The sequence below is a fragment of the Methylotenera sp. genome (assembly GCF_030684185.1).
GTDB lineage: Bacteria > Pseudomonadota > Gammaproteobacteria > Burkholderiales > Methylophilaceae > Methylotenera.
On record NZ_JAUXOY010000017.1, the window covers coordinates 160530 to 184177 of the forward strand.

Here is a 23648-nt window from a genome sequence, read left to right on the forward strand (position 1 = left end):
AGATATATATCAACACTGAATATGCATATCGCCTGATAATTTCATACTCCATAACGGCACAAGCATTACTATAAACAGCCTCACAAGACCGTATGAATATATTAACACTCTCCGCTATCCATTAAAAAATGAATTGTTTCAGAATTGTTTGTAAATTTAATACTAGAAACAATTCAGACCTAAACGATATTTTATGACGATAGGCCAAAGCCGTAAACTTACCAATAATTCCAATGCCCTGTATATAGCACCCAAACCCCAAGTACACCGTTGGTCACTGCATGTGCAATCACCGGAGCCCACAGATTTTGTGTGCGTATATAAAGCAAACCGTATACAAGTCCAGCAACCAACCCGGCAAACCAGTAGCTATGCTCACTGGCAAATAAGATTGATGAGATAAAAAGCGCTTTTGTACTAATATTGACTGGCGATAGTGCAGAAAAATCGGCGCGGTCTATCCACCGCATAATGAACGAGCGCCAAAATAACTCCTCCATCACTGGCACAACCAAAGCCCCCCCGGCAAGCCGAAAAGCAACCATCAGGTAATTCAATTCGCCATCCGCTGTGCGTGGGTCGAAGCCTGATGCTGCGCCAATTATCATCCAAGGCTGATCAAGATTGATCCAGAGCAGAAAGACCAGCAAGCCCATTAAGACCGATACTAAAATAGTATTCAATGATAGTGACGGTGGCCACTTTAATTCTATATAGTGCTTACGCAAATAAAGCAACAACAACGCTGTACCGCCAGCCCTTATGATATATATCCATCGCACATCCATACCAAAATCTGCCAATAAGCCTGACAATGCCATAATTGCAATATAAAAAATAAACGGTGCTACACGCACCAATACCGACTTATTGATGTGCATACGGCGCTGCTAACGGTTCACCAACAAATAAGCCCTGGGCTGGCCAGGCAACGCTCTTCCAGTAGGCTTCAACTGCGGTTGCGCCATTGACATACCACTTGAGCATTACCGCTGGATTCGGAAATTTCTGCCAGTAATTACAGGGCTCAGAAACAGTACCATAACTCGCTGTAGCGCCAGCATCCAGCCAGCGCAGTATGCTCATCTGGCCTTTGCCATATAAATCCCCACCTACAGAAGTTAAATGGTCTGCAAGAGCGCCTGGCAGAAAATTAAGTGAGTCCAGTTCATCAACCCAGGCTAAGCCGGTCTGATAGATCATCACATCACGAGCTCCAATCAATTTGTCAGATTTTAAGTTCAATACAGCCATACCGCTACTTGGAATACTAAGCCCAGTTGGCGGAAAAAATTGTGCGCGGCTGTTTCGGGCAGCATCTGAAGTAGATAGATAATAGGCAGTAGAACGGAATACACCAGCATCGCTTTGCACACCACGGTCAATGAGTGCCTTTGCGTTTGAAACAGAATCTGTGGGCAACAGCATCGCCAGACGAATGCCATAATCATCAAACGGTTTTTTGGAGGCTGAATTGAAATAAGGGCTAGGTTTACCTGGTGCACAAGTATTTTTGCACTGCTCAGCATCGTAGCCAAAGGTGAGCGCAGAGGTAATAGAGTTACACTCTACGGCATAGGGAGCAGTCCATGCCAGTAAGATCACCTGCTCATCAGAATTAAGTTGCGCTTCTATTTCCCATTTCAAACGGGTAAATTCGCTGAGCGACAATTTGCGTGGCGCATCTGGAATCCTGACATGCACGATATTTTTTGTAGGAATGCCGCGTGAAACACGGTAGTACTCCCCGACCTTGACGCTATTAGCGTCCGCATCATTAATGACTAACGCAACATTTTCTGGGCCAAGTACACTTTTTTTGGAAGATGGACCATTATCAAACCCTGCCGCTATTACGTTACTAAGTAACAACGTAAAGAGTAGTGCAAGAAACCCTGTTTTTTTAGTCAAGTTTTAACGACTCAATTCAAATAAGCTCTAAACTAGCCTGTTATTAGGATTGATTTCGCTCAGAAAAAAAGGTTCGCGTTAAGTCCGGCCGTCGTATCTGTAAAATCGAATCCCGCTAAATTGGAGCTGCGACTGCTTCGCGCCAAATTAGCACCAATAGTGACGCTGCGCAAAGGTGTCCAGTCGACACCTAAACTAATCGACTTACTCGTATCAACCCTACCATTGTTGATAGATATGCCCACTTCACCAAGGAATGTCCGCTCAGAGGCACTTGCTGTCGCTCGCATTGAGATTTTGTCACTCAGTGCATAAACTGGCGATATGCTCAATGTGTTATTGCGCGTATAACTGCTGTAATCAGTCTGAAAACTCGAGAGATCACTCGAGGCTGACGCAGTTATACTTAACTTCCCAGCTGGCATCCAACGATAGTCAACCCGACCTACCACACCTGAGTAATCCCGCTGAGAAAAATTATCGTGATTACGCGTAACATAAGCAGCTCGCGCATTAACCTGTGATTTTCCAGAAATCAACCAGCTAAGCTTAGCTTCAGCTTCAGATTCATCAAACTTGGTATCAAATAGAGTGGCGGTATTAATAGTACGATCTTCGTAGTTACCACGGCGCTCATGTCCCATGAGCGTGATTGAACTACCTGAACGGAAATCATATTTCACGCCAGCATCCAGCGCATTCATGGTAAAACTGTCCTCAGCCTGAAAAGTCTTGCTATTGCTTTGAGTGGAACGAGTAGCACCACCGAGCAGATGCCAAATACCATGTGGAGAAAAATCAGCTTCAAAATGCTGATTTTCGCTGACACGTACGTTTTGAAGGGTCACTACGCTTAAATTACGGTAATCCTCAAAGGTGGTCAATTGCTGTTTACGATCAGCAGAAAGCGTTCCTGAAAGATAAGGCGTAAGTTTCCACAGCCAGGCACCTTTATAATCTTTGGCATCAAAATCGAGCACATCGTATTTCTGATAACGATAGGCTGTCAGGGTGAAATCAGCCTTAAATCGCTGCATTGAATACTGCTTATCCAATCGAACTCCAGCATAAGCCGTAGTGATATTGTCACTTCGCTCCATTGTAGATTCACGAAACAGGTTGTTATCATGCACCCGCGAGATGCCTGCAATAAAATTTATCGGGTCATTCTCATCGGCATGAGCCATTGGAAATATTAGGAATGTCGGCAGGCATAAAGAAAGCAACATGAAGGCCTTCATCCATGACGGCTTGCTGAAGTCAATTATTTTGAATTTATTTAGTGAGTTATGCATATTTTAGAGTCCGGTTATTGGGCGACAAAGTCAGGACAAAGCGACTGCATCCATAGCAATCTTTAACCTTGCAATACTTTGTAGTGATATGACTTGGATCCATTTAAATTAAAACTCTCAAACAATTTAACCCGCCTATTGACTTAAAAACATCATTTTAATGCTCTATAATACTTAGCTTCGAATTAAGTATTTTAACTAAATTACATTATTTTCAATATCCTACGACATATTCTTAAACTAATCAATCACTAATTCACTCTAACTGTGCACTTTAAAGCAGCGAATCATAGATGAATGGCATGGAGAAGCTACAGAGCTGGTTTAAAAATCAGTCTTAATGATCAATAACAATATATAACCAAGCAAACACATGAAAGCACTTGCTGTTTATTCAAACTTTCTAACCAACCTTATCGCTAACAACTGTATATTCATATACATAAATGATAAAATTTAAACTTGATGAATACAGATTGTAGGGTTTACTTTAAAGCTACTTACAAATCATGTAAGTGTACAATGTCATTTAGGGAAACCAACAATCAAACACCCTCCTGAACAACAGTCAGAATGCCTAGACAATGAAGTTTATTCTGAACAAATAGCTGAGGCTTTACTCTTGGCAGGTAGATAGAATTAAACGACTGGGCGAGTTAAACGAAAACCAATGCTTTAAATGACTTAGTTATTAAAATCAATATTTATATGATTAAAAATAATTCATATCGTATTTTTTAAGATTCCTAAAGCATTTGTTCATGTACAGGCTATTTCAAGATACAAAAAGGCAATTCAAAATTAATGAATAAGCATCACCCCACCCCGCCCATCCGCAAGGATACAAGCATCGCAATTACGCGCGACAACATTCTTTACAATACTGAATCACTGCTGGAACCCAGTGTTATTATGTTCTCATTATGGGGAGTGGCATTTTGGCATGAGGGCAGCCTTACGGCACCCTATTTAATACTATCGGTGATTTTGTTTTACATTACGTTTCCATGCAGTTCTAAAATCCACATGGCTTACTGGAGAGTCATCAGAAATATTATCCTTTCATGGTTACTTCTATCAGGTTTAGTACTAGGTTTTGGTGCCATTACTGGCTACATCAAGCTGTTCTCACCTGAAGAGATAAAATTCTGGCTTTGGTTAACGCCTACCTGTCAACTTTTGGCGGTATTTGCACTACGTGCAAGCGCCACTCTGATATTAAAGCTGCAAGGCCCACAAAAAAGAGCAATTATTGCCGGAATGAATGAACAAGGGATTGCGCTTGCGGAAAGTCTCGTTCGTAATATTTATACAACCACCTCCTGCCTAGGTTTTTTTGATGATCGAGATCCAGAGCGCTTGATCAATAAAAATGGCTTTCCAATATTGGGGAAGCTCGCTGATATAACCGAGTACGTTAAGCAACATAATATCAATATGATCTATTTGTCACTACCTATGGTTAGCCAGCCTCGAATTATCAAGTTACTCGATGAGTTACGAGATACCACAGCATCAATTTATATTCTTCCTGATATATTTTTAACCGACTTGATTCAAGGCCGTATGGGGCAGGTAGATGGCATACCTGTAATGGCCATTTGTGAGTCCCCTTTTACCGGTATTGATAGCTTATTTAAGCGTCTCACAGATATATTGATTTCACTCTTTGTGTTAATCCTTCTCTCCCCTCTTTTACTGGCCATCAGCATCGGTATTAAACTCACTTCACCAGGTCAGGTTTTATTCAAACAGCGCCGTTACGGACTTGACGGCAAGGAAATCAATGTTTACAAGTTTCGGACCATGACTGTGTGCGATGATGGTAGCGATGTTGTGCAAGCCACAAAAGATGATTCGCGGATTACACCATTAGGCGCATTCTTACGTAAAACATCTCTTGATGAGTTACCGCAGTTCTTCAACGTATTACAAGGCAATATGAGCATCGTCGGTCCACGCCCGCACGCCGTGGCGCATAATGAAATGTACCGTAAGCTGATTAAAGGCTATATGATTCGCCACATGGTAAAACCTGGTATCACAGGATGGGCTCAGGTAAATGGGTTACGTGGCGAAACTGAGACGCTGGATAAAATGCAAGCTCGAATCGAACACGACATAGACTATCTGCGTTACTGGAGTTTAAGGCAGGATATTTATATCATTTTCAGAACAATATGGGTCATCATCAAAGGCCAGGATGGCGCATATTAATCAGCATTATCTGAAGCTAGTTGCAGGCTGCTGCTTTTTTTTGATGTTGGCTGGGCTTTTCATCGGTGGCCACCAATCAGGTTCTGGAAGTCTGTTTCCACCACCATGGGATAAATTAGTGCATTTTATATTCTATGGTGCATTAACTGTATTCGCCTCAATTGCATTTACTAAGATACCGCTACCTTTACTTGGGCTGTTAATAGTTGGTATAGGTGGTGCAGATGAAATACACCAATTTTTTGTTCCAGGGCGGTACCCAGGACTAGATGACCTTTTAGCCGACGCTGCCGGATGTGTCCTGGCTCTAATTTTTAGCACTTGGTTATGCAGTAAACTCAATTTACGTTGACTTTTCAACACCAGTTAATGAACACAGTTTTCCTGATTTAATAGACAAAAGTGTCAATATTTAGACAACTTAATTATTTGTTAAAATTAAAATAATTTAACCTATTGATTAATAACAATAAATTTTATACGCCTTGTTGGCATTTAATTTGCAACAGTATTTGCAACAGTAATATTAAGTTGTATTTTAAAATTAAATGGGGTGTGCTGAAATGACAGTGCCAGTAGAGAAACATAATTGGAATGCGTTGATTGAAGTGATTCAGCGTTCATATAAAATTAAAAAACATGTTGATTTTTTTAGATGGCAGCAAGACCACCTATCTAACGTTTTTCCACATGATGTGTTAATTGCTGTATGGGGTGATTTTAATAAGGGCATTCTTAACTATGATGTCTGCTCAAAAATTCCAGGAATTCGTACGGAGTCTTTACGAGAATCACCAGGGCAAATTAATAACTTGATGATTGATCTTTACCAAAGATGGCTGGTTAATAACGAACGCTGGTATCGTATCAATAATTTCGTTGTTGATCAGCATACTGACGATTTACCAATATTTTTAAACAACAAACAGTCATTAATAAACTCACTATTAGTCTACGGGTTACGTGATATTCGTGGAAACAATGATTGCTTGTATATATTTTTAGATCAAAAAAGCGAGTTTCCTATTGTATCTTCAGTATTAGGTATGTTGATGCCACATCTGGATGCGGCTTTAAGACGAGTTGAAAGTCTGGAATGCGAAATAGATGATGAGCTGTCCGATTATCATGTGCAAGGCCTAAGTGACAGAGAGCATGAAATAGTGCACTGGGTAAGGTTGGGCAAGACTAATATTGAAATTAGTATCATTCTTGGCATTAGCCCTAATACGGTGAAAAATCACTTAAAACGAATATTCAGTAAACTTGATGTATCATCCCGTGCTCAGGCAGTTGCTACTTATGTGCCGCCTAAGTTAAATTAAGTCATCATGATAGATAAGCACTTTAATACGTACTAACAGAAAAGCTAAATGGCATACAGACAAACAAATTCAAGAACTATTCTGCAAAGACGCAGCAGTCTAAGCAACCTTGTTCAGCAACTGCTTGATGGCGGAGCTGTGATTGGGATTACATGGGGACTTGTCACATATTATACGGGTGGCTTTTATTCTGCCTATGTAAACATGATGTTTTTGATGCTTGGTATCATGGCATTAACCTATGACAGATTTGCAATCTATAGAAGCAATGCTACCTATATAGACAAAGCCTTTAACCTGTTAAAAGCATGGTCACTTACTTTTCTGGTGCTGGTGGTATTGGCGTTTTTGACAAAACAAAGTGATATATATTCCAGAAGTTTAATTGGTAAGATATTCATCTCTGGATATTTTGCGCAATTAATGCTGCATTACATGTTCAGGATTATTTACCAAAAGGTCATTTTACACTCACAGCAAAATGAAAAAGTGCTGATTGTTGGCCAAAGTAAACTGGCTTATTACCTGCAGCACAAGATATCAAGCAATCCATGGATCGGTGAACAGGTTATTGGTTTCATTAGACTGCCTGGTGATGAAAAACAGACCTCTGGAAGAAAAGCCCCCGGAAGAAAAAGCGACCCGATTGTATTGGGAAATATTGAACATTTATCTGCCCTGATTGACCAATACGAAATTAGTATGATTTACGTTGTTACACCACTTCAGTCCTCTAAGGCTTTAGAGGATATTTATACCAATACATTAGATAAACATGTCGCCATTCACTGGATACCAGATATTTTTTCACTGCGCTTAGTCAATCATAGCGTTAAGGAAATATCTGGAATTCCTGTGATTACCCTCTCGGAAACACCGCTTATTGGCATGCGTATGCTTCTAAAGTCTTTAGAAGATAAATTACTATCGGCATTGATATTGATCGCTATTTTGCCAATACTGCTTGTTGTTGCCATTGCAGTTAAACTAGACAGTCCAGGCCCGGTATTTTTTAGACAAAATCGAGCTGGCTGGAGTGGGAAATCATTCAAGATATGGAAATTTCGCAGCATGTACGTACATCAAGAAGAAGCTGGGAAATTGAAGCAGGCCCAGAAAAACGATTCAAGAATTACGCGTGTGGGTGCTTTTATCCGAAAAACCAGCCTTGATGAACTGCCGCAAATATTCAATGTGCTGACTGGAGATATGTCTCTAGTTGGACCACGACCACATGCACTTCAACACGACAAAGAGTATTCACAGCGAATCTTTGACTATTTTGCAAGACACCACATTAAACCTGGTATCACTGGCCTTGCACAGGTGCGGGGATTAAGGGGTGAAACTACAGAAATCGGTCAAATGGTTCAGCGTGTTGAGGCGGATATTGAATACATCAACAACTGGTCTATATGGTTAGACATTACAATTTTATTCCGTACCGTTTTTGCTTTCACAGGCAAAGGGGCTTACTAGCTTAGTATGCAGCATATGAGAATATTCACAACATTTAGTACAGCCAAAAATGGGAATTCGTTAAACTGATTTTTCATTAACGGGCTGTACTTTATATTTTAAAACTGTAAATTTAAATCCGTAAACTTGAATCCGTCAATATTAAAATCTATTAAACCGTTGTTACGCGATGTACTTGCCAATGGATTGTTGTTATCAGAAATCAGCAACCCAGGCAAAAGGGCTAAGGGTAAGCTAACTATAGCGACCTTTCATCGTGTATTACCTGAAAACCTGCGTCAGCAATACCCCTACCCTGGCATATGTGTAACCCCTGAGGAGTTGCGCTGGTTTTGCAGTTTTTTTGCACATTACTTTTCAGTTGGTTCCATTACCAATCTAAATCAACGCTGGCAGAGCGGCGAGCAACCTAATAAACCGTTTCTGGCCATTACATTTGATGATGGACAACTGGATAATCTTCAATATGGCTTACCCGTGCTGGATGAGTTTGATTTTAAAGCAACATTTTATATTCCAGCCTCGAATATTGATGAGGCAAGCATTCTCTGGCACGACAGAATTGGCTATTGCACACTTGCTGCCAGAAATAATGGTGAAAAATCCATGCGTAAGACCCTTGAACTAGCGCAGTCTTTTGGTATTCCAGCCAATCCAACCAGTGCATTTGAAAATCACATCATCCAGCATTCAAAGCGCATATCACCTGAAAAACGCAAGCTGTTCATAGAGGCGCTAGAAAGCTTGCTGCAAACATCATATCCTGAATGGGGAAGACTGATGACCTGGGACGAGATTCGTCTGATGCATCAACAAGGACATGAAATCGGCTCTCACTCGATGACTCATGCATTGATGCCACAGTGTAATGATCAGGATTTGAAATTTGAGACTGCCGAATCAAAACGCCGGCTGGAAACAGAACTCAATACTGAAATCACTTCATTTTGCTATCCGAATGGTGATTGCGATGCACGCTCTGTGGAGGCCGTTCTCCAAGCCGGCTACCAAAATGCAGTTACCACGCAATGGGGTAAAAACCAACTCAATCAGCCGCATTTTCAGCTTAATCGTTGTGATGTGAACACGTTCAACAACTGGAATCGCAAACAACAGCTTTCTACGGCCCGCTTTGCTTTACGTTTAAGCGGCTTACAGCCTGGACTTTAGTGGTCGCCATTTTCACCATCACTAAAACCATACTCATCATGTATACACAGCCTTAAGATTCAGAAAGATAACCATAGTGAAGCTAGCCTATTTTTGCAGTGAATATCCATCACGTTCACATACCTTTATTCGGCGCGAAATCAATGAGATTCGCCGTCGTGGCGCATCTATTGATGTTTATGCGCTACGCCGACCCAAATATGAAAATCTCATTTCCGAACTGGATCATCAGGAGTTTCAACAAACCATCAGCATTTTGCCTGTCAAACCCTGGCAATTGCTTTTTATTCACGGGAAAATGTTTTTCCAAAGACCGCTTATATATCTGCATACGCTTAAAACTGCGCTAGGCCATCATCTTCCTGGAGTTAAAAATACCCTATGGTCTTTATTTCAATTCGCAGAAGGCATCTTGCTAGCTCACCATCTACAGCAAAAACCTGTTCAGCATTTACACATTCATTTTGCCAATGCAGGTGCAAATGTCGGCATGATTGCGTGTACTTATTTACAGCTTAGCTGGTCCATGACCCTGCACGGAACTTCCTGCTTTGATTATCCCTGGGGGCCGCTACTTGGCTCAAAACTTGAGAAATGCACATTTGCCAATTGTATTTCATACTTCGGTTTATCTCAGGCATTTCGCACAGTTGGCCCGCAGCATTGGCATAAACTGTTTGTATCACGCTGCGGCATCGAACTGGATGCGGTCAATCTCGCCAAGTCTAACTTAGCTGATTACCAAAAAGACCACTCGATCATTCGCATCATTTCAGTTGGCAGGCTGCATGTCGAAAAAGGCTACCCAGTGATGATTAGTGCATTTGCGGATGCCTTGAAAGTCTTACCAGATATGGAACTGGTTCTGCTAGGCGATGGCCCCTACCGAAAGGAACTGGAAGCTTATGTCAAAGAAAAAGGCATTGCGGATAAAGTGATTTTCCGCGGAGCGGTGCCAGAGCAAACCGTGCTTGATGAAATGGTGCATGCCGACATTTTTGCACTTTCTTCATTTATGGAAGGTATTCCTATGGTACTGATGGAAGCCATGATTCTTGAGGTTCCAGTAATAGCACCACGTCTGGCGGGCATACCTGAATTAGTCATCGATAGAGAAAACGGACTGCTATTTGATCCTGCGAATTCATCACAAATGGCAGAACATATTGTCGAACTAGCACAGGACAAGGAAAAGCGTAGCCGCTACGGCAGTGCTGGTAAGCAAAAAGTACTGGCTGAGTTCACCATTGAAAAAGGTGTGGAAAAGTTATGGCAACGCTTCCTTGAGTTAGAAAAAATTAAGGGCTAGTTGTTTGCAAAACCTCTAATTTAATGACTCTACAAGACAATCGTAACTACAAACCTACTTAATACCCTTGAGGATTATTGGATTGCCAACGCCATGCATCTCGGCACATAGCACTGATATCAAGTTTGGCCTGCCAACCCAATAGTGATTCCGCTAGACTAGGATCTGCATAGCAAGTAGCCGAATCTCCAGGCCTGCGTTCTACAATACGATACGGTACAGCCTTACCACTTGCATGTTCAAACGCACGTATCAACTCTAGCACGCTGCATCCCTTACCAGTCCCTAAATTAACCGTCATCAAACCAGAATGACGCTCTAAAGCTTGCAAAGCTGCTAGGTGACCACGTGCCAAATCAACCACGTGGATATAATCTCGGACGCCTGTACCATCTTGTGTCGGGTAATCGGAACCAAATACACTCAATTCTGCAAGCCTACCAACAGCCACCTGCGATATGTAAGGCATCAAGTTATTTGGAATACCATTAGGGTCTTCGCCTATCATGCCGCTCTCGTGTGCGCCAACAGGGTTAAAATAACGTAGGACGGCAATCTTCCATTCACTATCGGAAGCTGAAATATCCTGAAAAACTTGCTCCACCATGAGTTTGGATCGGCCGTAAGGATTGATAGGTCCTAAAGGAAAATCTTCACGGATTTGATTATCCCCTGGCGTGTCATACACTGTCGCTGAAGAGCTAAATACAATGCGCTTAACTCCAAATTCTGCCATCACCTCAGCAAGGACGACACTTCCAGAAACGTTATTATCGTAATAAATAAGGGGATTTCTGACCGATTCACCTACTGATTTATATCCAGCAAAATGAATGACCGAAGTAATCTTATGCTGCAAAAATAATTCCCGCAGACAACTGCGGTCACGGACATCACCTTGAATAAATACAAGTGAACGTCCTGTAAGCTTTTCTACGCGCTTGAGAGATTCCATTTTGCTATTACTGAAGTTGTCCAGCACAACAACATCGAAGTCTGCATTCAACAGCTCAAGACAGGTATGGGAACCAATATAACCAGCTCCGCCAGTAACCAGTATGCTCATAGCAAGATTTCCCAAACCTTATATTAAAAGTTATTCAAAAGCATTGATAATTTTTTATGCAAGTACACCAAATTTGGCTCTGTCCTTAAGAAGCTCAACAACCACTTCTGCACCGATTTTTTCTTCTCCGCTAGAAAATCCATACACCATTGCCATATCACATAATATATTGATGCTTCTAGGAACGCCTTTACTTTCTTCCGCAATCAGCTCAATAGCACGTGCAGTGAAAAGAGGTTTTTCGCAACCCGCTACGCTCAGACGATGCTGAATGTATTTAGCAACTTCAAAAGGCTGCAAAGCTGGAATAAAAAAATCAACGGCGACACGCTGCATAAACTGCTGCAAATCAGGTCTGCGAAGCAGTTCTCTTAATTCAGGTTGCCCAACCAGAATCACTTGCAACAACTGATCCTTATCGGCATTGATGTTAGAAAGCATGCGCAGAGACTCAAGTGCACCAGGACTCAAGTTCTGGGCTTCATCAACGATCAGCACCACTCTTTGACCAGCAACATAGCTGGAAATCAAAAACTTTTGAAAAGCATCAAAAAGCTCAATTTCTGACATACCTGCATAGGGTTGTTCAAAAGCCAGCATAATCCAGCCTAACAAATCATCCACTTTCTGATGTGTGTTGTAAACAATACCAATCTTAATATCAGATCCAATATTATTAAGTAAATGGCGAACCAAGGTCGTTTTTCCGCAACCGATTTCACCGCAGATTACACTGAATCCTGCGCGACTCTCAATGCCGTATTCAAGCATGGAATAAGCCATACTGTGTCGACGACCAAAAAACAGGAAATCAGGATCAGGCTGAATTGTGAACGGCTTTTCTTTCAACCCATAAAATTCTTCATACATACTAAGCGTACTTTCTAAACTTTAAATATATCACTATAAAACTTCACATTAACCCATATTCTACCAGCAATGTGACACCTATCGAGGCAGGAACTAGATGGATTAAAATATATCACGAGAGTAACCATTGATTCAATTAATCGGTTCGGGCTACCCTATGCAACCGCAGCAATCTAAAAATAAAAGCAGGGTTACCTAAAACATAACGTTTGTACAACCTTTTGGGTTCTAATATCAATCTATATAACCATTCAAAACCTAGCTGCCTTACCCAGGCAGGAGCGCGCTTGATCTTATTGCCCATAAAGTCAATGATGGCGCCTCCACAAACTACAAGTGTTGTAATACGCTTGTCACGTATCATCGCCGCAATTTTTTCCTGTTTTGGCATGCCCATGCCAAGAATAATCAAGTCCGGCTTGAATTCAGCCGCCAAATCCACATAAACTTGCTCAGTATCAAAACCGTGATGGAAAGAGACTACTTTTACCCCATATTTAGACTGGGCAAGTGAGACTGCCTCACTCAAATATGGCTCTTGCGTACCCCAGAAAGCAACTTGCCTGCCTCGATAAGCTTCTAATAGCTTTGGAATAAAGTCTGTGCCGTTCATATTAAGTCCCTTCTTAATATTAAGGCGTGTAAACAGCATTGCCATGCCGGATCCGTCGCGCAAAAGAATATCGGCAGCACAAAGCGAGTTGAAAAACGTTGTATTCTTCACCACAGAATTCATTGCATATGAATTCACAAAGCCGACAATCTTTGGTGAATTGATTGTTGCAAGTTCATCAAGAAGTAGCCTTTCATCGTCAGAATCTGCAACTACGCGCGTTTTTTTTACCAGCGCGTACCAGCGAACTTTCCACTCTTTCATTTCAGTCACTAATTCATTCATCATTTCACGCATCATTCATCTCGCTTCGCACGCACCCAATTAACCTGGCGTTTAACTAAAAAGTTAAGATAGACAGGTATTTTAAGTAGCGCATAAATAGGGGCATAACATAAACTTGCAAGTGAAATCACCTGACGGCCAAACACAGACCACGCTAGCATCACTGCAAAACCAAGCATGCAAAAACCAGTGAGTGAAAGCCATAAAGGCAGTGTCACACCACTGAATAAATACAATGCAGCACTGGCAATAAAAATTGCAGCAATCGATAAAGTTAGCAAAGCTAATGGCGGTACAATTAAATCAAACGCCAAAGCCAAAAGGCCAGTATTTTTTTTGCAAATAGACTCAGCAAACAAACCAGGTGCTTCACTTAACATTACCCCAAGATGTCCATGCTCCCATCTGGTACGCTGCCCGGTTAATCCTTCTGCACTTATAGGAAAAACGCTAGTAACCAATGCCTGTGGTAAGAAAAGTGGTGGCCTGCCTGTCCTGCAAAAATCAATGCCTAATTTAAGGTCTTCGACAATATGTCCGCTTGCTAGATTGGCACTACTAATATCTTTCCAAAGAAAAGCCATGCCTGTACCCATCAACTGGCAAGGTAAACCCAAAACAGCATAACCTGAAGGTCTTACCAAATTTTTGACTAGCCATGCAAATTCAGCAATGCGGGTCTTCAGCCCTGCGCCACTAGGTGATTTCATTAAATATAACGCTTGCACAGGTCTGCTGAATTCCAAACAGGCTGCAGCGAGCCTGTATATAGATTTAGCGCCAACTTGACAGTCTGCATCTACAATAATGACGACTTCTGGCGGGTTTTGTGCACAGTGACGAACACCAAAATCAAGCGCATAACCTTTGCCGCGTTCTTGCAGATTAAATCGCTCCACAACTTCCGCACCTGCAGCCCTGGCAATAGAAGCTGTTGCATCTGTACAGTTATCTGCCACAACAATCAGCCGGTCGTCTTGATTCAATTGCGACAAAACAGAGGTAATGGTTGATTGGATAAGCACCTGCTCGTTATGTGCTGGAATAATGACTGCTATTGATGGTCTACGCATTCTAAGTTGGCGTGGCTTTACTTTGAATATTACCGAAAGTAGCACTTGTATCAATAGAACTAGAATTGGCACCAAAAGTACTAAGGACATTATTGTTAATAGAATCTCAATAATTGACATACTGTATGCCTCTATACCACTTAACCAACTTCGATGTCTCTAAATCAACATCCCAATCATGCAGTACAATCTGCTTCCCATCAACACCCGGACGTACCTCTAGCGAAATCTCTTCGGGAATGTAACTTTGGCTTACTTTAGGGTACTGATTAATAAAATAATTAATTTGCATAAATTTAAATACCGTTAGCTGAAAAAATTGCATTCAATAAATGATGAGTAACAATATACATAATGCAAATTTCACGCCACTCGCTAGAGCGTATAGTTATCAATGGGTTATGAATTTTTATAGAATTATTCTGTTGAGAGTTCGACTACAACGTTAGTTAAATGACTATCTAACTATCAGTTATAATCGCCTTCTCTCTTTGGCAAGATTTGCATTGAATATGAATGAGTTCACTCTTACCGATATAACTTGATGGCAAATAACTAAAAAGCATTAACGTTACAACTTACTGATCTCCGATAATCCGTGCCGGAATGCCCACTGCATTTTTTCCAGCAGGAATATCCTTAAGTACCACAGCATTTGCACCTACATTGGCATGATTGCCGACCGCTATAGCCCCCAGAATTTTTGCACCAGCGCCAATATCAACATGTCCACCAATCACAGGTGGTCTGCTGCCGGAACGCGTACCTATTGTCACTTGCTGAAAAATCAGGCAATTTGGACCAATTACTGCATCAGGGTGAATAACGATGCCATTTGGGTGCGGCAATATCAGCCCTCCCCCAAGCTTGCTATTTAATGGAATATCAGCCCCTGTGACCACACTCCAAAAGCGGTGGCGCAATACGATAGCTTTACTTATGAGTCTGAATAGCGGATTGCCGGATACTGAATAACACTGATAGCTACGAATACTAGCCAGCAAAGATCGGGAAGGATCCCATGAAAAGAAACTCTTCTTTTCACGGGACCAGTCAGGAATCTCTGCGGAAACCATAGTATTTTCTATTAATGTATTGCTCATAAATATTGGGAAATCATTTATATTCAATCAGTCGACCCTGTTTACCGCTATATAAGCGCCAGAAGAATTTGGCCTGTCCAACCATTTCAGGAAACTTTCCAAGTACTAGAAAAAATGCCATTATCCAAGAGTGATTTCCTTGACTAGCATTACGCCTCGCCAGTCTAATTACTTGAAGCGGATAAATCAGCAAAAATAGCGCACCCCACTTAAGGCTAATCAAACCTAGCACTAGTGCGATAAAAGGTATAAGAAGTCCCCAAATCCAGGCTCTTCTTGACTCACTAACCCAATGCCGTTCTGTTGAAGCTCCATGCAAGTATGCCCCTTCGGCAAAGGCATGACCAGCACGCATTGTGCGCTTCCACCATTGACTAAACCGCGTCATCGCAGCGTCATGCAGGGTCATCTCCTGATCAAGCCGCCAGATTTTCCAGCCAGCCGCACGTAACCGCACACAAAGCTCAGGTTCTTCACCAGCAATCAAATCCGCACGGAAACCTTGCACATTTTCAAAAGCATCCACACGCATCAGGACGTCGCCACCACATGCCTTGGTTTCACCGACCGGTGTATTCCACTCCATATCGCATAGCATGTTATAAATTGTTTTGTCAGGATAGCGCTCGCGCCGACGTCCGCAGGTAGCGGCAACATCTGGGTGGTTGTCGTTAAAAACCACCGCACTTTCAAGCCATCCAGTTGCCACTTCACAATCACCATCCACAAACTGAACATACTCAGCGTGCGGATACAGTTTTTTCATACATTCAAAACCTTCGTTTCGTGCACGTGCTGCGGTGAAAGGCTTTGCCATATCCAAAGATACGACTTCTGCCCCCATGCTACGTGCCACATTCACCGAATCATCCGTTGAGCCAGAGTCCACATAGATTAACTGGGGGCTCTGCTCTACCAGAGATTTCAGACAACGAACTAGACGGTCACCCTCATTGCGCCCGATAATAACGACTCCCACACGCTTGGGTATACTCATCATGCAGTACTCAAATGGGCTAATTTTCTAGTTTTAATGAGCGCTGGAACACCCACGGCAATCGAGTTATCTGGCACATCGCAAATAACGACAGCATTAGCTCCAATCAATACATTATTTCCTATCTTAATTTTGCCCAGCACCTTCGCACCTGCGCCAATATCAACATTATTGCCAATTTCTGGCGCCCCTACCTCCTCAATATTCTTGAGCCCAATAACAACCCCATTACGAATTCGGCAGTTATCACCAATTTTGGTGTAACCACTGACAACGATGCCTCCGAAGTGGTCAATGATAAAATTACTGCCAATTTCGGCCTCACACGGCAGTTCGATTCCCGTAATAATCTGAATGAATTTGTAAAGAATCTTATAAATCAATGAGAAAAACTTACGTAATATTGCAGGGCGAACGCCGTAGCGCCAACGACCAAAGCGATAGACCAGCATCACCCAGAAACCTTGAGCACCAAAATCCCCTTTATAGGATTTCAAGTCATTTCGAATGTTATTGAACACTTTCGTACTCATCGAGTTGGCTGTGTAGCTAAACGTGTACGGAAAAACGTTTTCCACACAAACAAAGCACGTTTCAGATTAAAGAATATTGTTGCTGGAGCTCTAAATTTTATGAAGTCTTTAAGAAACAGGATAAAGTCCGCAAGACTATTAAGCAGTAAGTGAGCAAATACGCCAATCAAGCCATGATTCTTGCGAAAGTACAGTAACTCACTCTCGATTTGTAGCGACTCAATCTGCCTGCTCTTAGAAGAAATCGCAGATTCCAGCTTTGCACTCTCGCCGCCAATATGCACCACAGGCGCATCAGGAAAATAGACTACATCCCAGCCTGCACGCTTGGCGGCAAAGCAATGGTCGACCTCTTCATAGTACAGAAAATAACGCGGATCAAACAAACCAACCTGATCAATCACCTCTTTTCTAATCAGAGCGTAACAACCTGGCACCCAATCACAACTTCTGACAGAGGCATGGTCCCAAGCCATATCATCAACCAATTTGGTATGCTTAAATAACTTTTTGAGGTTAGTTCTCTCAAGAAAAATATTCCACGGTGTTGGAAAATACCGGCATGACGGTTGCAGAACACCATCGCGCCCTAGCAATTTAACGCCAACCATACCGCACTTAGGGTGAGCCTCCATATATTGCATTGTTTTTTTAATGGTGTCAGGCTTAACAAAAGCATCCGTATTGAGTAATAACACGTACTTACTATGAATAAGCGGTAAAGCCTGATTGTTGGCACGTCCAAAACCTACATTCTGCTTATTTTCAATAAGCGTGATATTTGGATAGTCCCGACGTAGCACTTCTGCAGAGTTGTCTCTGGATGCGTTGTCAATAACAAAGACTTCCTTTTCAAAGTTACCATCAGATGCAAAAAGATCATCCAAAGCTTTTTTGGTCATCTCTATCGTATTAAAGCTAACAAGAATTACTGAAATATCCAAACTTAAACTTTCACAAATTATTAGGTTAATCCGTCAACTATCGGATAAAAGAACATCATTAATACTAAACGCCAGTGTTTTAGCTAAAATCAGACGTTATCAACCTTTTCTAAATCCAGATTGCCATTTAAACCTTTTTATAACAGCAGACATTATATTGAAAAGCTAAAGAATGAAAATGGGCCCATGCGGGCTAACGATATTTTTTTATATTGCGATTAAAATACAATTATAGTTTCATAAAAATGAAATAGAATAGGAGTAGGTAAAGTTGCAACCTTGCTAATTACTATGATTTTTTACCCCTCTGACTTTAACACATCTCGATAAGACAATTAAGCAATATGAATCAGCCGAAATTACATATGAATAAAGAGTTAATCCATGATTCCATTTAACAGACCTTACATGACAGGCAAAGAGCATCTATATATTGATCAAGCTCACTCAAACAGAAAGCTGGCAGGCGATGGCATTTTTACCAAAAACTGCCATGAATGGTTAGAAAAAAACACCTCTACAAAAAAAGCTTTGCTCACTCATTCATGTACAGCTGCACTTGAAATGGCAGCTATTTTGGCTGACATACAGCCTGGTGATGAAGTCATCATGCCTTCTTATACTTTTGTATCTACAGCCAATGCTTTTGTATTGCGTGGCGGTATACCTGTGTTTGTAGACATTCGTCCAGACACATTAAATATTGATGAAAAGCTGATTGAAGCAGCCATCACACCAAAAACCAAAGCTATCGTACCTGTGCATTATGCTGGTGTGGGCTGCGAAATGGATGTGATTATGGAAATTGCCAATCGACATAATCTATTAGTGATTGAAGATGCTGCGCAAGGGGTAATGTCAACCTACAAGGGAAAACCGCTTGGGGCGATTGGTCACCTTGGCGCCTATTCATTTCATGAAACTAAAAATGTAATTTCAGGTGAAGGCGGCGCGCTCATTGTGAATGATGAACGATTTGTTAACCGTGCGGAAATTATCCGTGAAAAAGGGACAAACCGCAGTCAATTTTTTAGAGGTCAAATTGATAAATACACCTGGGTTGATATTGGCTCGTCATTTTTACCCAGTGAAATAATGGCCGCTTTCTTATGGGCGCAGCTGCAAGAAGCAGATGACATTACCCAGAAACGCCTTGCTATTTGGGATCAATATCATGCAGAACTAGCTAAATATGAAGAAAAAGGTTATCTGCGACGCCCGATTATCCCAGCCGAAACCAAACAAAATGCGCATATGTACTACATCCTTCTTAACTCACTGGAGGAAAGAACAAAAGTTATAGAACGACTTAAGAAAAAAGACATCAATGCAGTGTTTCATTATGTGCCATTGCATAGCTCTCCTGGAGGCCTTAAGTACGGACGCAAAAATGGAGAGCTACCTTTAACTGAAGATTTATCTGATCGATTGTTAAGACTTCCACTATGGGTTGGTATGAATGAAGTGAAAGCAATATGCGCTGAATTGTTTTAGTAGGTTCTATTATCAAGCACCGTGATGTTTTTTTAATATAAAAATATGATAGTTAGATATAGGGAATCAATCATGATTGAGGCAACCACTACACTAGTACTACTAAAAACATGAATCCTGAAGACACACCGCTAATCTCAGTAGTCATGGCAGTATATAACGGTGCCGATTATCTTGATGAAGCGATAGAAAGTATTCTTCAGCAAACTCTGACTAACTTTGAGTTTATTATTATTGATGATGGCTCAAAAGACGACTCATTGGAAATAATAAAAAAACATGCACCGTACGACTCCAGAATAATCGTTATTACTAGAGAAAATCGCGGATTCGCCTTTTCACTTAATGAGATGCTTGCGATTTCTAAGGGCAAATATATTGCCCGTATGGATCAAGATGACATTGCCTTACCAAACAGATTTGAATTGCAGATTCAGTTTCTTGAAAACCATCCAGAACACACTGCATAGTTAATAGCTCTCCTATCAGCATATTCAAAATCTCTAGGAATCCAGTTTAATAGCTCCTGTATATTAGCTGCATCACCTAGTAATGCATTTTTATCATTGCTATGAGTGTTAATTGTGCTGTTAATAAGTTTATTTGGTAAACAACTCAAACTCTCATCATTAACCCGCAACGGAACAGCAAGTTCATTAAAGTATGCATTAGAGTCATAAGATACATAACATGCTTGTTTAATACTTCGAACTGCGGAGTCAGCATTAAAATTTGGAATTGATTCAATGTCTAGCAAAAGGTCTGAAACATAATCATAAGTGAATTTAAAACGTTCTTTTAGGTATTCGCTAGCTTCATGAGGACGATTTACAAAATCCGTCAAGATGCCGAATTTTAATCCGTGATTAGGTGATTTGAATGAATAATAAGTACTTGGAAGTTGGTTGATAGATAAAGCTAAAAACTCCACATCCAAATCTGGATTGCTTTTAGCATCTATATCGAATTGAATAATACCTGTTGGAAAAAGAGTATCAAGTGATACTAAAGTTGGATAAAACACAGGTAGCTGTAATTTAAGACTTTTAACTATTTCGTCATTTACAATACTTGATGATGATTGAATAGCTTGGACTTCATTTAGAAAATGACCTGATTTAATCTGATTAATAATTTCAGATATTTTTACTATTGATGATTCTTTTTGTTTTACTCCTGCTTTATAACTACATGATAATTGATTTGCCATATATAAATATTTCCTTTCATTAGCTTCTAATCGATACATATCCTTTTAAGGTTTGTTGTTTTGTTAATAAAATTTGTTTAATAATTAAGTTCTATATATAAATGGATAAATCTCTATATATAACAATAGAAGATTATCCAAAAACAGATTAATACATATCCATTTAAATATACCCCCCCACCCTTATTTTTATACTTAGAACAACAATTACTCTTAACAATAAAGATTAATTAATTAATTTAAGTATATGATTATTATATACTATATTTTATATAATGTCAATTTACTATTTGACAGTTAAGTAAATGTAATATCTAAAAAATAAATAGTGCAATATAAATTACAGTTACTGTAATTGTGGATATTGTTTTTGCGGTAATATTAATCAACCAATATTTTCTGAATTTTGTTCTTATAAGAATAAGAATTATATTAATTTAATGATGAGTTACCCACCTCCAACATCAAGCTATTTTAATAACTACTCACAACTAAGAAGGATTTTTCAATGAATAGACCGATTGCAGGACTTGTATTATTGGCATACTTGTGCACCCCCGTTTCAGGTTATGCAGCACAACCAAAAATTGGGGCAACAGTTGATGGGGGCATATTTCTTTACAGGCAAAGTGTAGAAAATTACTGGGACGACTGGATTGCTTATCCGCTTATGGCCAAAACTAAAGTTCCAACCTCAAGTCAAGCTCGTGCAACGGTCACAGGTGAAGGTAAACTAAATTCATTTATTGGCAATTTGAGTATTAACTGTGAGAATGGAAAACATTTTTGGGAAAGCTCTGCAATTGGTTCTGAGATTTTTACTACAGACAATCAAGCTGACAAGATAGTCCCCAGCCCTGTAATCAAAAATGCAATTAAGCTTCTTTGCAAAGCAAATTAAAATATCAATTCGATAGAAGAGCATTGGAGTGGCCATTAAATTTGCTCTGCTATTGATACAGCTCAATAATAACCATATATTGATGAATTTCAGATATAAATTAGTTCTTGTTATCTAACTACAATTTTGATTTAACTTTAAAAATAAAAGCTTGAGATATTCAAGATAACCTCTCCTTTGAATTCAACCAATTACATATATCCACCTCCCTCCATGCAGTAACATTTGTAGCTAATTTAATAGGCTGGGGGAAAGACCCAAGTTTTACCCATCCCCATATACTTGATTTGGATACATTCAACAATTCTGCTAATTGTTTAACCCTGTAAAATTTAATTGCATTTGAATTTTTTTTATCCATTATTTCATCCTTTAAATTAAATAGTTATGTACGGCATTCAATCGTGCTGTACATAACTATTTATCTAGACAAAAAAACGATAAATTTAAGTGTAAGTTAAAATGTTTAACTATGATATTCCCTAATTGAACTCACAATATAACCTGCCCACCAATTCATCATTAATATCCTTTCTTGAAAATATTCGGCTCGATTGTATGCTGCTCTTACAGAGTTTCCATCCAAATGAGCAAGTTGCCGCTCAATAATATCTGAGCGAAAATTATTTTCATTTAATATGGTTGAAGCTACAGCTCGAAATCCATGTCCACTCATTCTGCCCTTATAGCCAAGTTTATATAGGGCAAATAAAAGAGTATTGTTACTTATATGATTTTTAGGATTTCTTCCAGGGAAAACGTATTCACTGTCAATCGAAAATTCCTTAAGCTTTTCTAAAACTTCAATTGATTCTGGTGCTAGTGGTACTAAATGCTCACGCTTCATTTTCATTCTTGATGCTGGAATTTTCCAAAGCTTCTTTTCTAAATCAAACTCACTCCATTTAGATTTAATAAGCTCCCCAGTTCTAACAAAAGTGAATGCAAGTAATTGAAGTGCAAGTTGCGTTTGAAAATCACCTATTTCACTATATTCGCTAATTGCAATCATTAATGCTGGAAAATCTCCTGTTCTAACTGCATTTTGATTCTTCTTTACGTGAGGTGTCAAAACGCCTTTTAAATCCCGTGTAGGGTCACCCACACACCTTCCTGAGCCCACTCCATAACGAAACACCTGCCCACATACCCCCAGTACTCTGTGGGATAAATCAAATGCTCCTCTCTTTTCAATTGACCTTACAATTTCCAGCACTTGAATTGGTAGTATTTGATTAATAGGCAATTTACCTATTTTTGGAAAGATATTAGCTTCAAGTCTCCGTTTAACATCAACTGTATGACTATCAACCCAAGATTTCTTTTGTTTATCAAACCATTCACTTGCAACCTTTTCGAATGAATTATCAAATTCAACTTTTGAAGTTAATTTTGCTACTTTTTTATATGACGAAGGGTCTGTACCATTACTTAAATGCTTCTTAGCTTCTAAGGATTTTTCTCTGGCCTCAAGTAAAGAAACTTCAGGATATACGCCAAATGATAAGGTTTTTTGTTTACCTTGAAATCGATAAGCTAAACGCCAATATTTTGAGCCGCTGACTTTTATTAAAAGGAAAAGACCACCACTATCAGATAACTTAATATCTTTATCTACTGCCCTACTGTTTTTAACCTGCAATACTGTTAATGACATTCCAAATCTCCTAAATAACGTTGTTGTGTTGGTATTTAGTTGATTTAGTTGGTACATTGTAGCGCGTCAACTATCTTGTCCAGTTCAGCGACAATTATCTTGTCTAGTTGACGCTGAGATTTTTACTACTGTTTTTGCATAGATGATTTTCTTCGGTAGCTGCCTCCTTCACACTGAATGATGGTGGCATGATGAA

Annotated in this window: 23 protein-coding genes; 9 read left to right on the forward strand and 14 right to left on the reverse strand. The window is 40.1% G+C overall.

Translation table 11 applies throughout. From position 1 onward, the window contains the following. Positions 1-218: 218 nt before the first annotated feature. From Q8J82_RS08550 to epsL, 3 genes are read right to left on the reverse strand one after another with little or no spacing between them, the layout of a single operon-like run. A complete protein-coding gene (locus Q8J82_RS08550) occupies positions 219-881 on the reverse strand; it encodes a CAAX prenyl protease-related protein (RefSeq protein ID WP_305327281.1) in 663 nt (220 codons plus the stop codon). Then, the gene (locus Q8J82_RS08555) at positions 868-1911 is read right to left on the reverse strand and encodes a TIGR03790 family protein (protein WP_305327282.1); all 1044 of its coding nucleotides are present in this window, start codon (positions 1909-1911) and stop codon (positions 868-870) included. The genes Q8J82_RS08550 and Q8J82_RS08555 overlap by 14 nt, the downstream gene beginning before the upstream one ends. Before the next feature lie 59 nt (positions 1912-1970). Continuing rightward, on the reverse strand, positions 1971-3140 hold the full coding sequence (gene epsL, locus Q8J82_RS08560) for an XrtB/PEP-CTERM-associated polysaccharide biosynthesis outer membrane protein EpsL (RefSeq protein ID WP_305327283.1): 1170 nt from the start codon (positions 3138-3140) through the stop codon (positions 1971-1973). Between the two features lie 870 nt (positions 3141-4010). On the opposite strand from epsL, the gene Q8J82_RS08565 reads away from it, so the two are divergent. From Q8J82_RS08565 to Q8J82_RS08590, 6 genes are all read left to right on the forward strand, one after another. After that, a complete protein-coding gene (locus Q8J82_RS08565) occupies positions 4011-5423 on the forward strand; it encodes an undecaprenyl-phosphate glucose phosphotransferase (RefSeq protein WP_305328132.1) in 1413 nt (470 codons plus the stop codon). Beyond that, entirely contained in the window at positions 5410-5775 is a 366-nt protein-coding gene (locus Q8J82_RS08570) for a VanZ family protein (protein ID WP_305328133.1), read from the forward strand. The genes Q8J82_RS08565 and Q8J82_RS08570 overlap by 14 nt, the downstream gene beginning before the upstream one ends. Before the next feature lie 211 nt (positions 5776-5986). Beyond that, the gene (gene epsA, locus Q8J82_RS08575) at positions 5987-6748 is read left to right on the forward strand and encodes an XrtB/PEP-CTERM-associated transcriptional regulator EpsA (protein ID WP_304891985.1); all 762 of its coding nucleotides are present in this window, start codon (positions 5987-5989) and stop codon (positions 6746-6748) included. A gap of 48 nt (positions 6749-6796) precedes the next feature. Then, positions 6797-8227 (forward strand): undecaprenyl-phosphate glucose phosphotransferase, encoded by a 1431-nt coding sequence (locus Q8J82_RS08580; protein ID WP_305328134.1) that lies wholly within the window; start codon positions 6797-6799, stop codon positions 8225-8227. Between the two features lie 126 nt (positions 8228-8353). Continuing rightward, a complete protein-coding gene (locus Q8J82_RS08585; protein WP_304909549.1) occupies positions 8354-9397 on the forward strand; it encodes a polysaccharide deacetylase family protein in 1044 nt (347 codons plus the stop codon). Positions 9398-9473: 76 nt separating this feature from the next. Beyond that, positions 9474-10706, forward strand: a complete 1233-nt coding sequence (locus tag Q8J82_RS08590) for a glycosyltransferase family 4 protein (protein WP_304909550.1) — start codon at positions 9474-9476, stop codon at positions 10704-10706. Between the two features lie 58 nt (positions 10707-10764). Here the strand turns inward: Q8J82_RS08590 and galE are convergent, their stop codons facing one another. The 8 genes from galE to Q8J82_RS08630 all read right to left on the reverse strand — a co-directional run bounded on the left by galE (position 10765) and on the right by Q8J82_RS08630 (position 18190). Further along, complete coding sequence (gene galE / locus Q8J82_RS08595; RefSeq protein WP_304909551.1) at positions 10765-11772, reverse strand: UDP-glucose 4-epimerase GalE; 1008 nt, start codon at positions 11770-11772, stop codon at positions 10765-10767. A 54-nt stretch (positions 11773-11826) separates the two neighbouring features. Then, positions 11827-12642, reverse strand: a complete 816-nt coding sequence (locus tag Q8J82_RS08600; protein ID WP_304909552.1) for an ExeA family protein — start codon at positions 12640-12642, stop codon at positions 11827-11829. Positions 12643-12778: 136 nt separating this feature from the next. Further along, on the reverse strand, positions 12779-13555 hold the full coding sequence (locus tag Q8J82_RS08605; RefSeq protein WP_305328135.1) for a WecB/TagA/CpsF family glycosyltransferase: 777 nt from the start codon (positions 13553-13555) through the stop codon (positions 12779-12781). Further along, positions 13552-14613 (reverse strand): glycosyltransferase family 2 protein, encoded by a 1062-nt coding sequence (locus Q8J82_RS08610; protein ID WP_305328136.1) that lies wholly within the window; start codon positions 14611-14613, stop codon positions 13552-13554. Before Q8J82_RS08610 ends, Q8J82_RS08605 begins: the two co-directional genes overlap by 4 nt. Positions 14614-15191: 578 nt before the next feature. Beyond that, positions 15192-15716: a serine O-acetyltransferase gene (locus tag Q8J82_RS08615; RefSeq protein ID WP_304909555.1), complete on the reverse strand. Its 525-nt coding sequence runs from the start codon at positions 15714-15716 to the stop codon at positions 15192-15194. Between the two features lie 13 nt (positions 15717-15729). After that, positions 15730-16716, reverse strand: a complete 987-nt coding sequence (locus tag Q8J82_RS08620; protein WP_305252762.1) for a glycosyltransferase family 2 protein — start codon at positions 16714-16716, stop codon at positions 15730-15732. Next, positions 16713-17246 (reverse strand): serine O-acetyltransferase, encoded by a 534-nt coding sequence (locus Q8J82_RS08625; protein WP_305252760.1) that lies wholly within the window; start codon positions 17244-17246, stop codon positions 16713-16715. The genes Q8J82_RS08620 and Q8J82_RS08625 overlap by 4 nt, the downstream gene beginning before the upstream one ends. After that, a complete protein-coding gene (locus Q8J82_RS08630) occupies positions 17243-18190 on the reverse strand; it encodes a glycosyltransferase family 2 protein (protein WP_305252758.1) in 948 nt (315 codons plus the stop codon). Before Q8J82_RS08630 ends, Q8J82_RS08625 begins: the two co-directional genes overlap by 4 nt. A gap of 384 nt (positions 18191-18574) precedes the next feature. Between Q8J82_RS08630 and rffA the strand changes: the two genes are divergently transcribed. Both rffA and Q8J82_RS08640 read left to right on the forward strand, forming a co-directional pair. After that, positions 18575-19684 (forward strand): dTDP-4-amino-4,6-dideoxygalactose transaminase, encoded by a 1110-nt coding sequence (gene rffA, locus Q8J82_RS08635; RefSeq protein WP_305328137.1) that lies wholly within the window; start codon positions 18575-18577, stop codon positions 19682-19684. A gap of 110 nt (positions 19685-19794) precedes the next feature. Continuing rightward, positions 19795-20154, forward strand: coding sequence for a glycosyltransferase (locus tag Q8J82_RS08640; RefSeq protein WP_305327429.1), 360 nt, complete (start codon positions 19795-19797; stop codon positions 20152-20154). On the opposite strand, the gene Q8J82_RS08645 is transcribed toward Q8J82_RS08640, so the two are convergent. Continuing rightward, positions 20118-20894 carry a BT4734/BF3469 family protein gene (locus tag Q8J82_RS08645; protein ID WP_305328138.1) on the reverse strand — a complete coding sequence of 259 codons (777 nt, stop codon included), beginning with the start codon at positions 20892-20894 and terminating at the stop codon, positions 20118-20120. The genes Q8J82_RS08640 and Q8J82_RS08645 overlap by 37 nt on opposite strands. A 508-nt stretch (positions 20895-21402) precedes the next feature. Between Q8J82_RS08645 and Q8J82_RS08650 the strand changes: the two genes are divergently transcribed. Beyond that, on the forward strand, positions 21403-21795 hold the full coding sequence (locus Q8J82_RS08650; RefSeq protein WP_305328139.1) for a hypothetical protein: 393 nt from the start codon (positions 21403-21405) through the stop codon (positions 21793-21795). 160 nt (positions 21796-21955) lie between these two features. Here the strand turns inward: Q8J82_RS08650 and Q8J82_RS08655 are convergent, their stop codons facing one another. Both Q8J82_RS08655 and Q8J82_RS08660 read right to left on the reverse strand, forming a co-directional pair. After that, complete coding sequence (locus tag Q8J82_RS08655) at positions 21956-22156, reverse strand: AlpA family transcriptional regulator (protein WP_305252663.1); 201 nt, start codon at positions 22154-22156, stop codon at positions 21956-21958. Between the two features lie 105 nt (positions 22157-22261). Beyond that, on the reverse strand, positions 22262-23452 hold the full coding sequence (locus Q8J82_RS08660) for an integrase arm-type DNA-binding domain-containing protein (protein WP_305252664.1): 1191 nt from the start codon (positions 23450-23452) through the stop codon (positions 22262-22264). Positions 23453-23648 lie beyond the last annotated feature (196 nt).

What these genes read in the sequence shown, in the direction of transcription:
- Q8J82_RS08620 (WP_305252762.1), bottom strand. Translation starts at nt 16,716, where the DNA reads ATGATGAGTATACCCAAGCGTGTGGGAGTCGTTATTATCGGGCGCAAT.
- Q8J82_RS08645 (WP_305328138.1), bottom strand. Translation starts at nt 20,894, where the DNA reads ATGGCAAATCAATTATCATGTAGTTATAAAGCAGGAGTAAAACAAAAA.
- Q8J82_RS08550 (WP_305327281.1), bottom strand. Translation starts at nt 881, where the DNA reads ATGCACATCAATAAGTCGGTATTGGTGCGTGTAGCACCGTTTATTTTT.
- Q8J82_RS08605 (WP_305328135.1), bottom strand. Translation starts at nt 13,555, where the DNA reads ATGATGCGTGAAATGATGAATGAATTAGTGACTGAAATGAAAGAGTGG.
- Q8J82_RS08610 (WP_305328136.1), bottom strand. Translation starts at nt 14,613, where the DNA reads ATGCGTAGACCATCAATAGCAGTCATTATTCCAGCACATAACGAGCAG.
- Q8J82_RS08625 (WP_305252760.1), bottom strand. Translation starts at nt 17,246, where the DNA reads ATGAGTACGAAAGTGTTCAATAACATTCGAAATGACTTGAAATCCTAT.
- Q8J82_RS08615 (WP_304909555.1), bottom strand. Translation starts at nt 15,716, where the DNA reads ATGAGCAATACATTAATAGAAAATACTATGGTTTCCGCAGAGATTCCT.
- Q8J82_RS08650 (WP_305328139.1), top strand. Translation starts at nt 21,403, where the DNA reads ATGAATAGACCGATTGCAGGACTTGTATTATTGGCATACTTGTGCACC.
- Q8J82_RS08580 (WP_305328134.1), top strand. Translation starts at nt 6,797, where the DNA reads ATGGCATACAGACAAACAAATTCAAGAACTATTCTGCAAAGACGCAGC.
- galE (WP_304909551.1), bottom strand. Translation starts at nt 11,772, where the DNA reads ATGAGCATACTGGTTACTGGCGGAGCTGGTTATATTGGTTCCCATACC.
- epsA (WP_304891985.1), top strand. Translation starts at nt 5,987, where the DNA reads ATGACAGTGCCAGTAGAGAAACATAATTGGAATGCGTTGATTGAAGTG.
- epsL (WP_305327283.1), bottom strand. Translation starts at nt 3,140, where the DNA reads ATGTTGCTTTCTTTATGCCTGCCGACATTCCTAATATTTCCAATGGCT.
- Q8J82_RS08660 (WP_305252664.1), bottom strand. Translation starts at nt 23,452, where the DNA reads ATGTCATTAACAGTATTGCAGGTTAAAAACAGTAGGGCAGTAGATAAA.
- Q8J82_RS08600 (WP_304909552.1), bottom strand. Translation starts at nt 12,642, where the DNA reads ATGTATGAAGAATTTTATGGGTTGAAAGAAAAGCCGTTCACAATTCAG.
- Q8J82_RS08640 (WP_305327429.1), top strand. Translation starts at nt 19,795, where the DNA reads ATGAATCCTGAAGACACACCGCTAATCTCAGTAGTCATGGCAGTATAT.
- Q8J82_RS08655 (WP_305252663.1), bottom strand. Translation starts at nt 22,156, where the DNA reads ATGGATAAAAAAAATTCAAATGCAATTAAATTTTACAGGGTTAAACAA.
- Q8J82_RS08565 (WP_305328132.1), top strand. Translation starts at nt 4,011, where the DNA reads ATGAATAAGCATCACCCCACCCCGCCCATCCGCAAGGATACAAGCATC.
- rffA (WP_305328137.1), top strand. Translation starts at nt 18,575, where the DNA reads ATGATTCCATTTAACAGACCTTACATGACAGGCAAAGAGCATCTATAT.
- Q8J82_RS08570 (WP_305328133.1), top strand. Translation starts at nt 5,410, where the DNA reads ATGGCGCATATTAATCAGCATTATCTGAAGCTAGTTGCAGGCTGCTGC.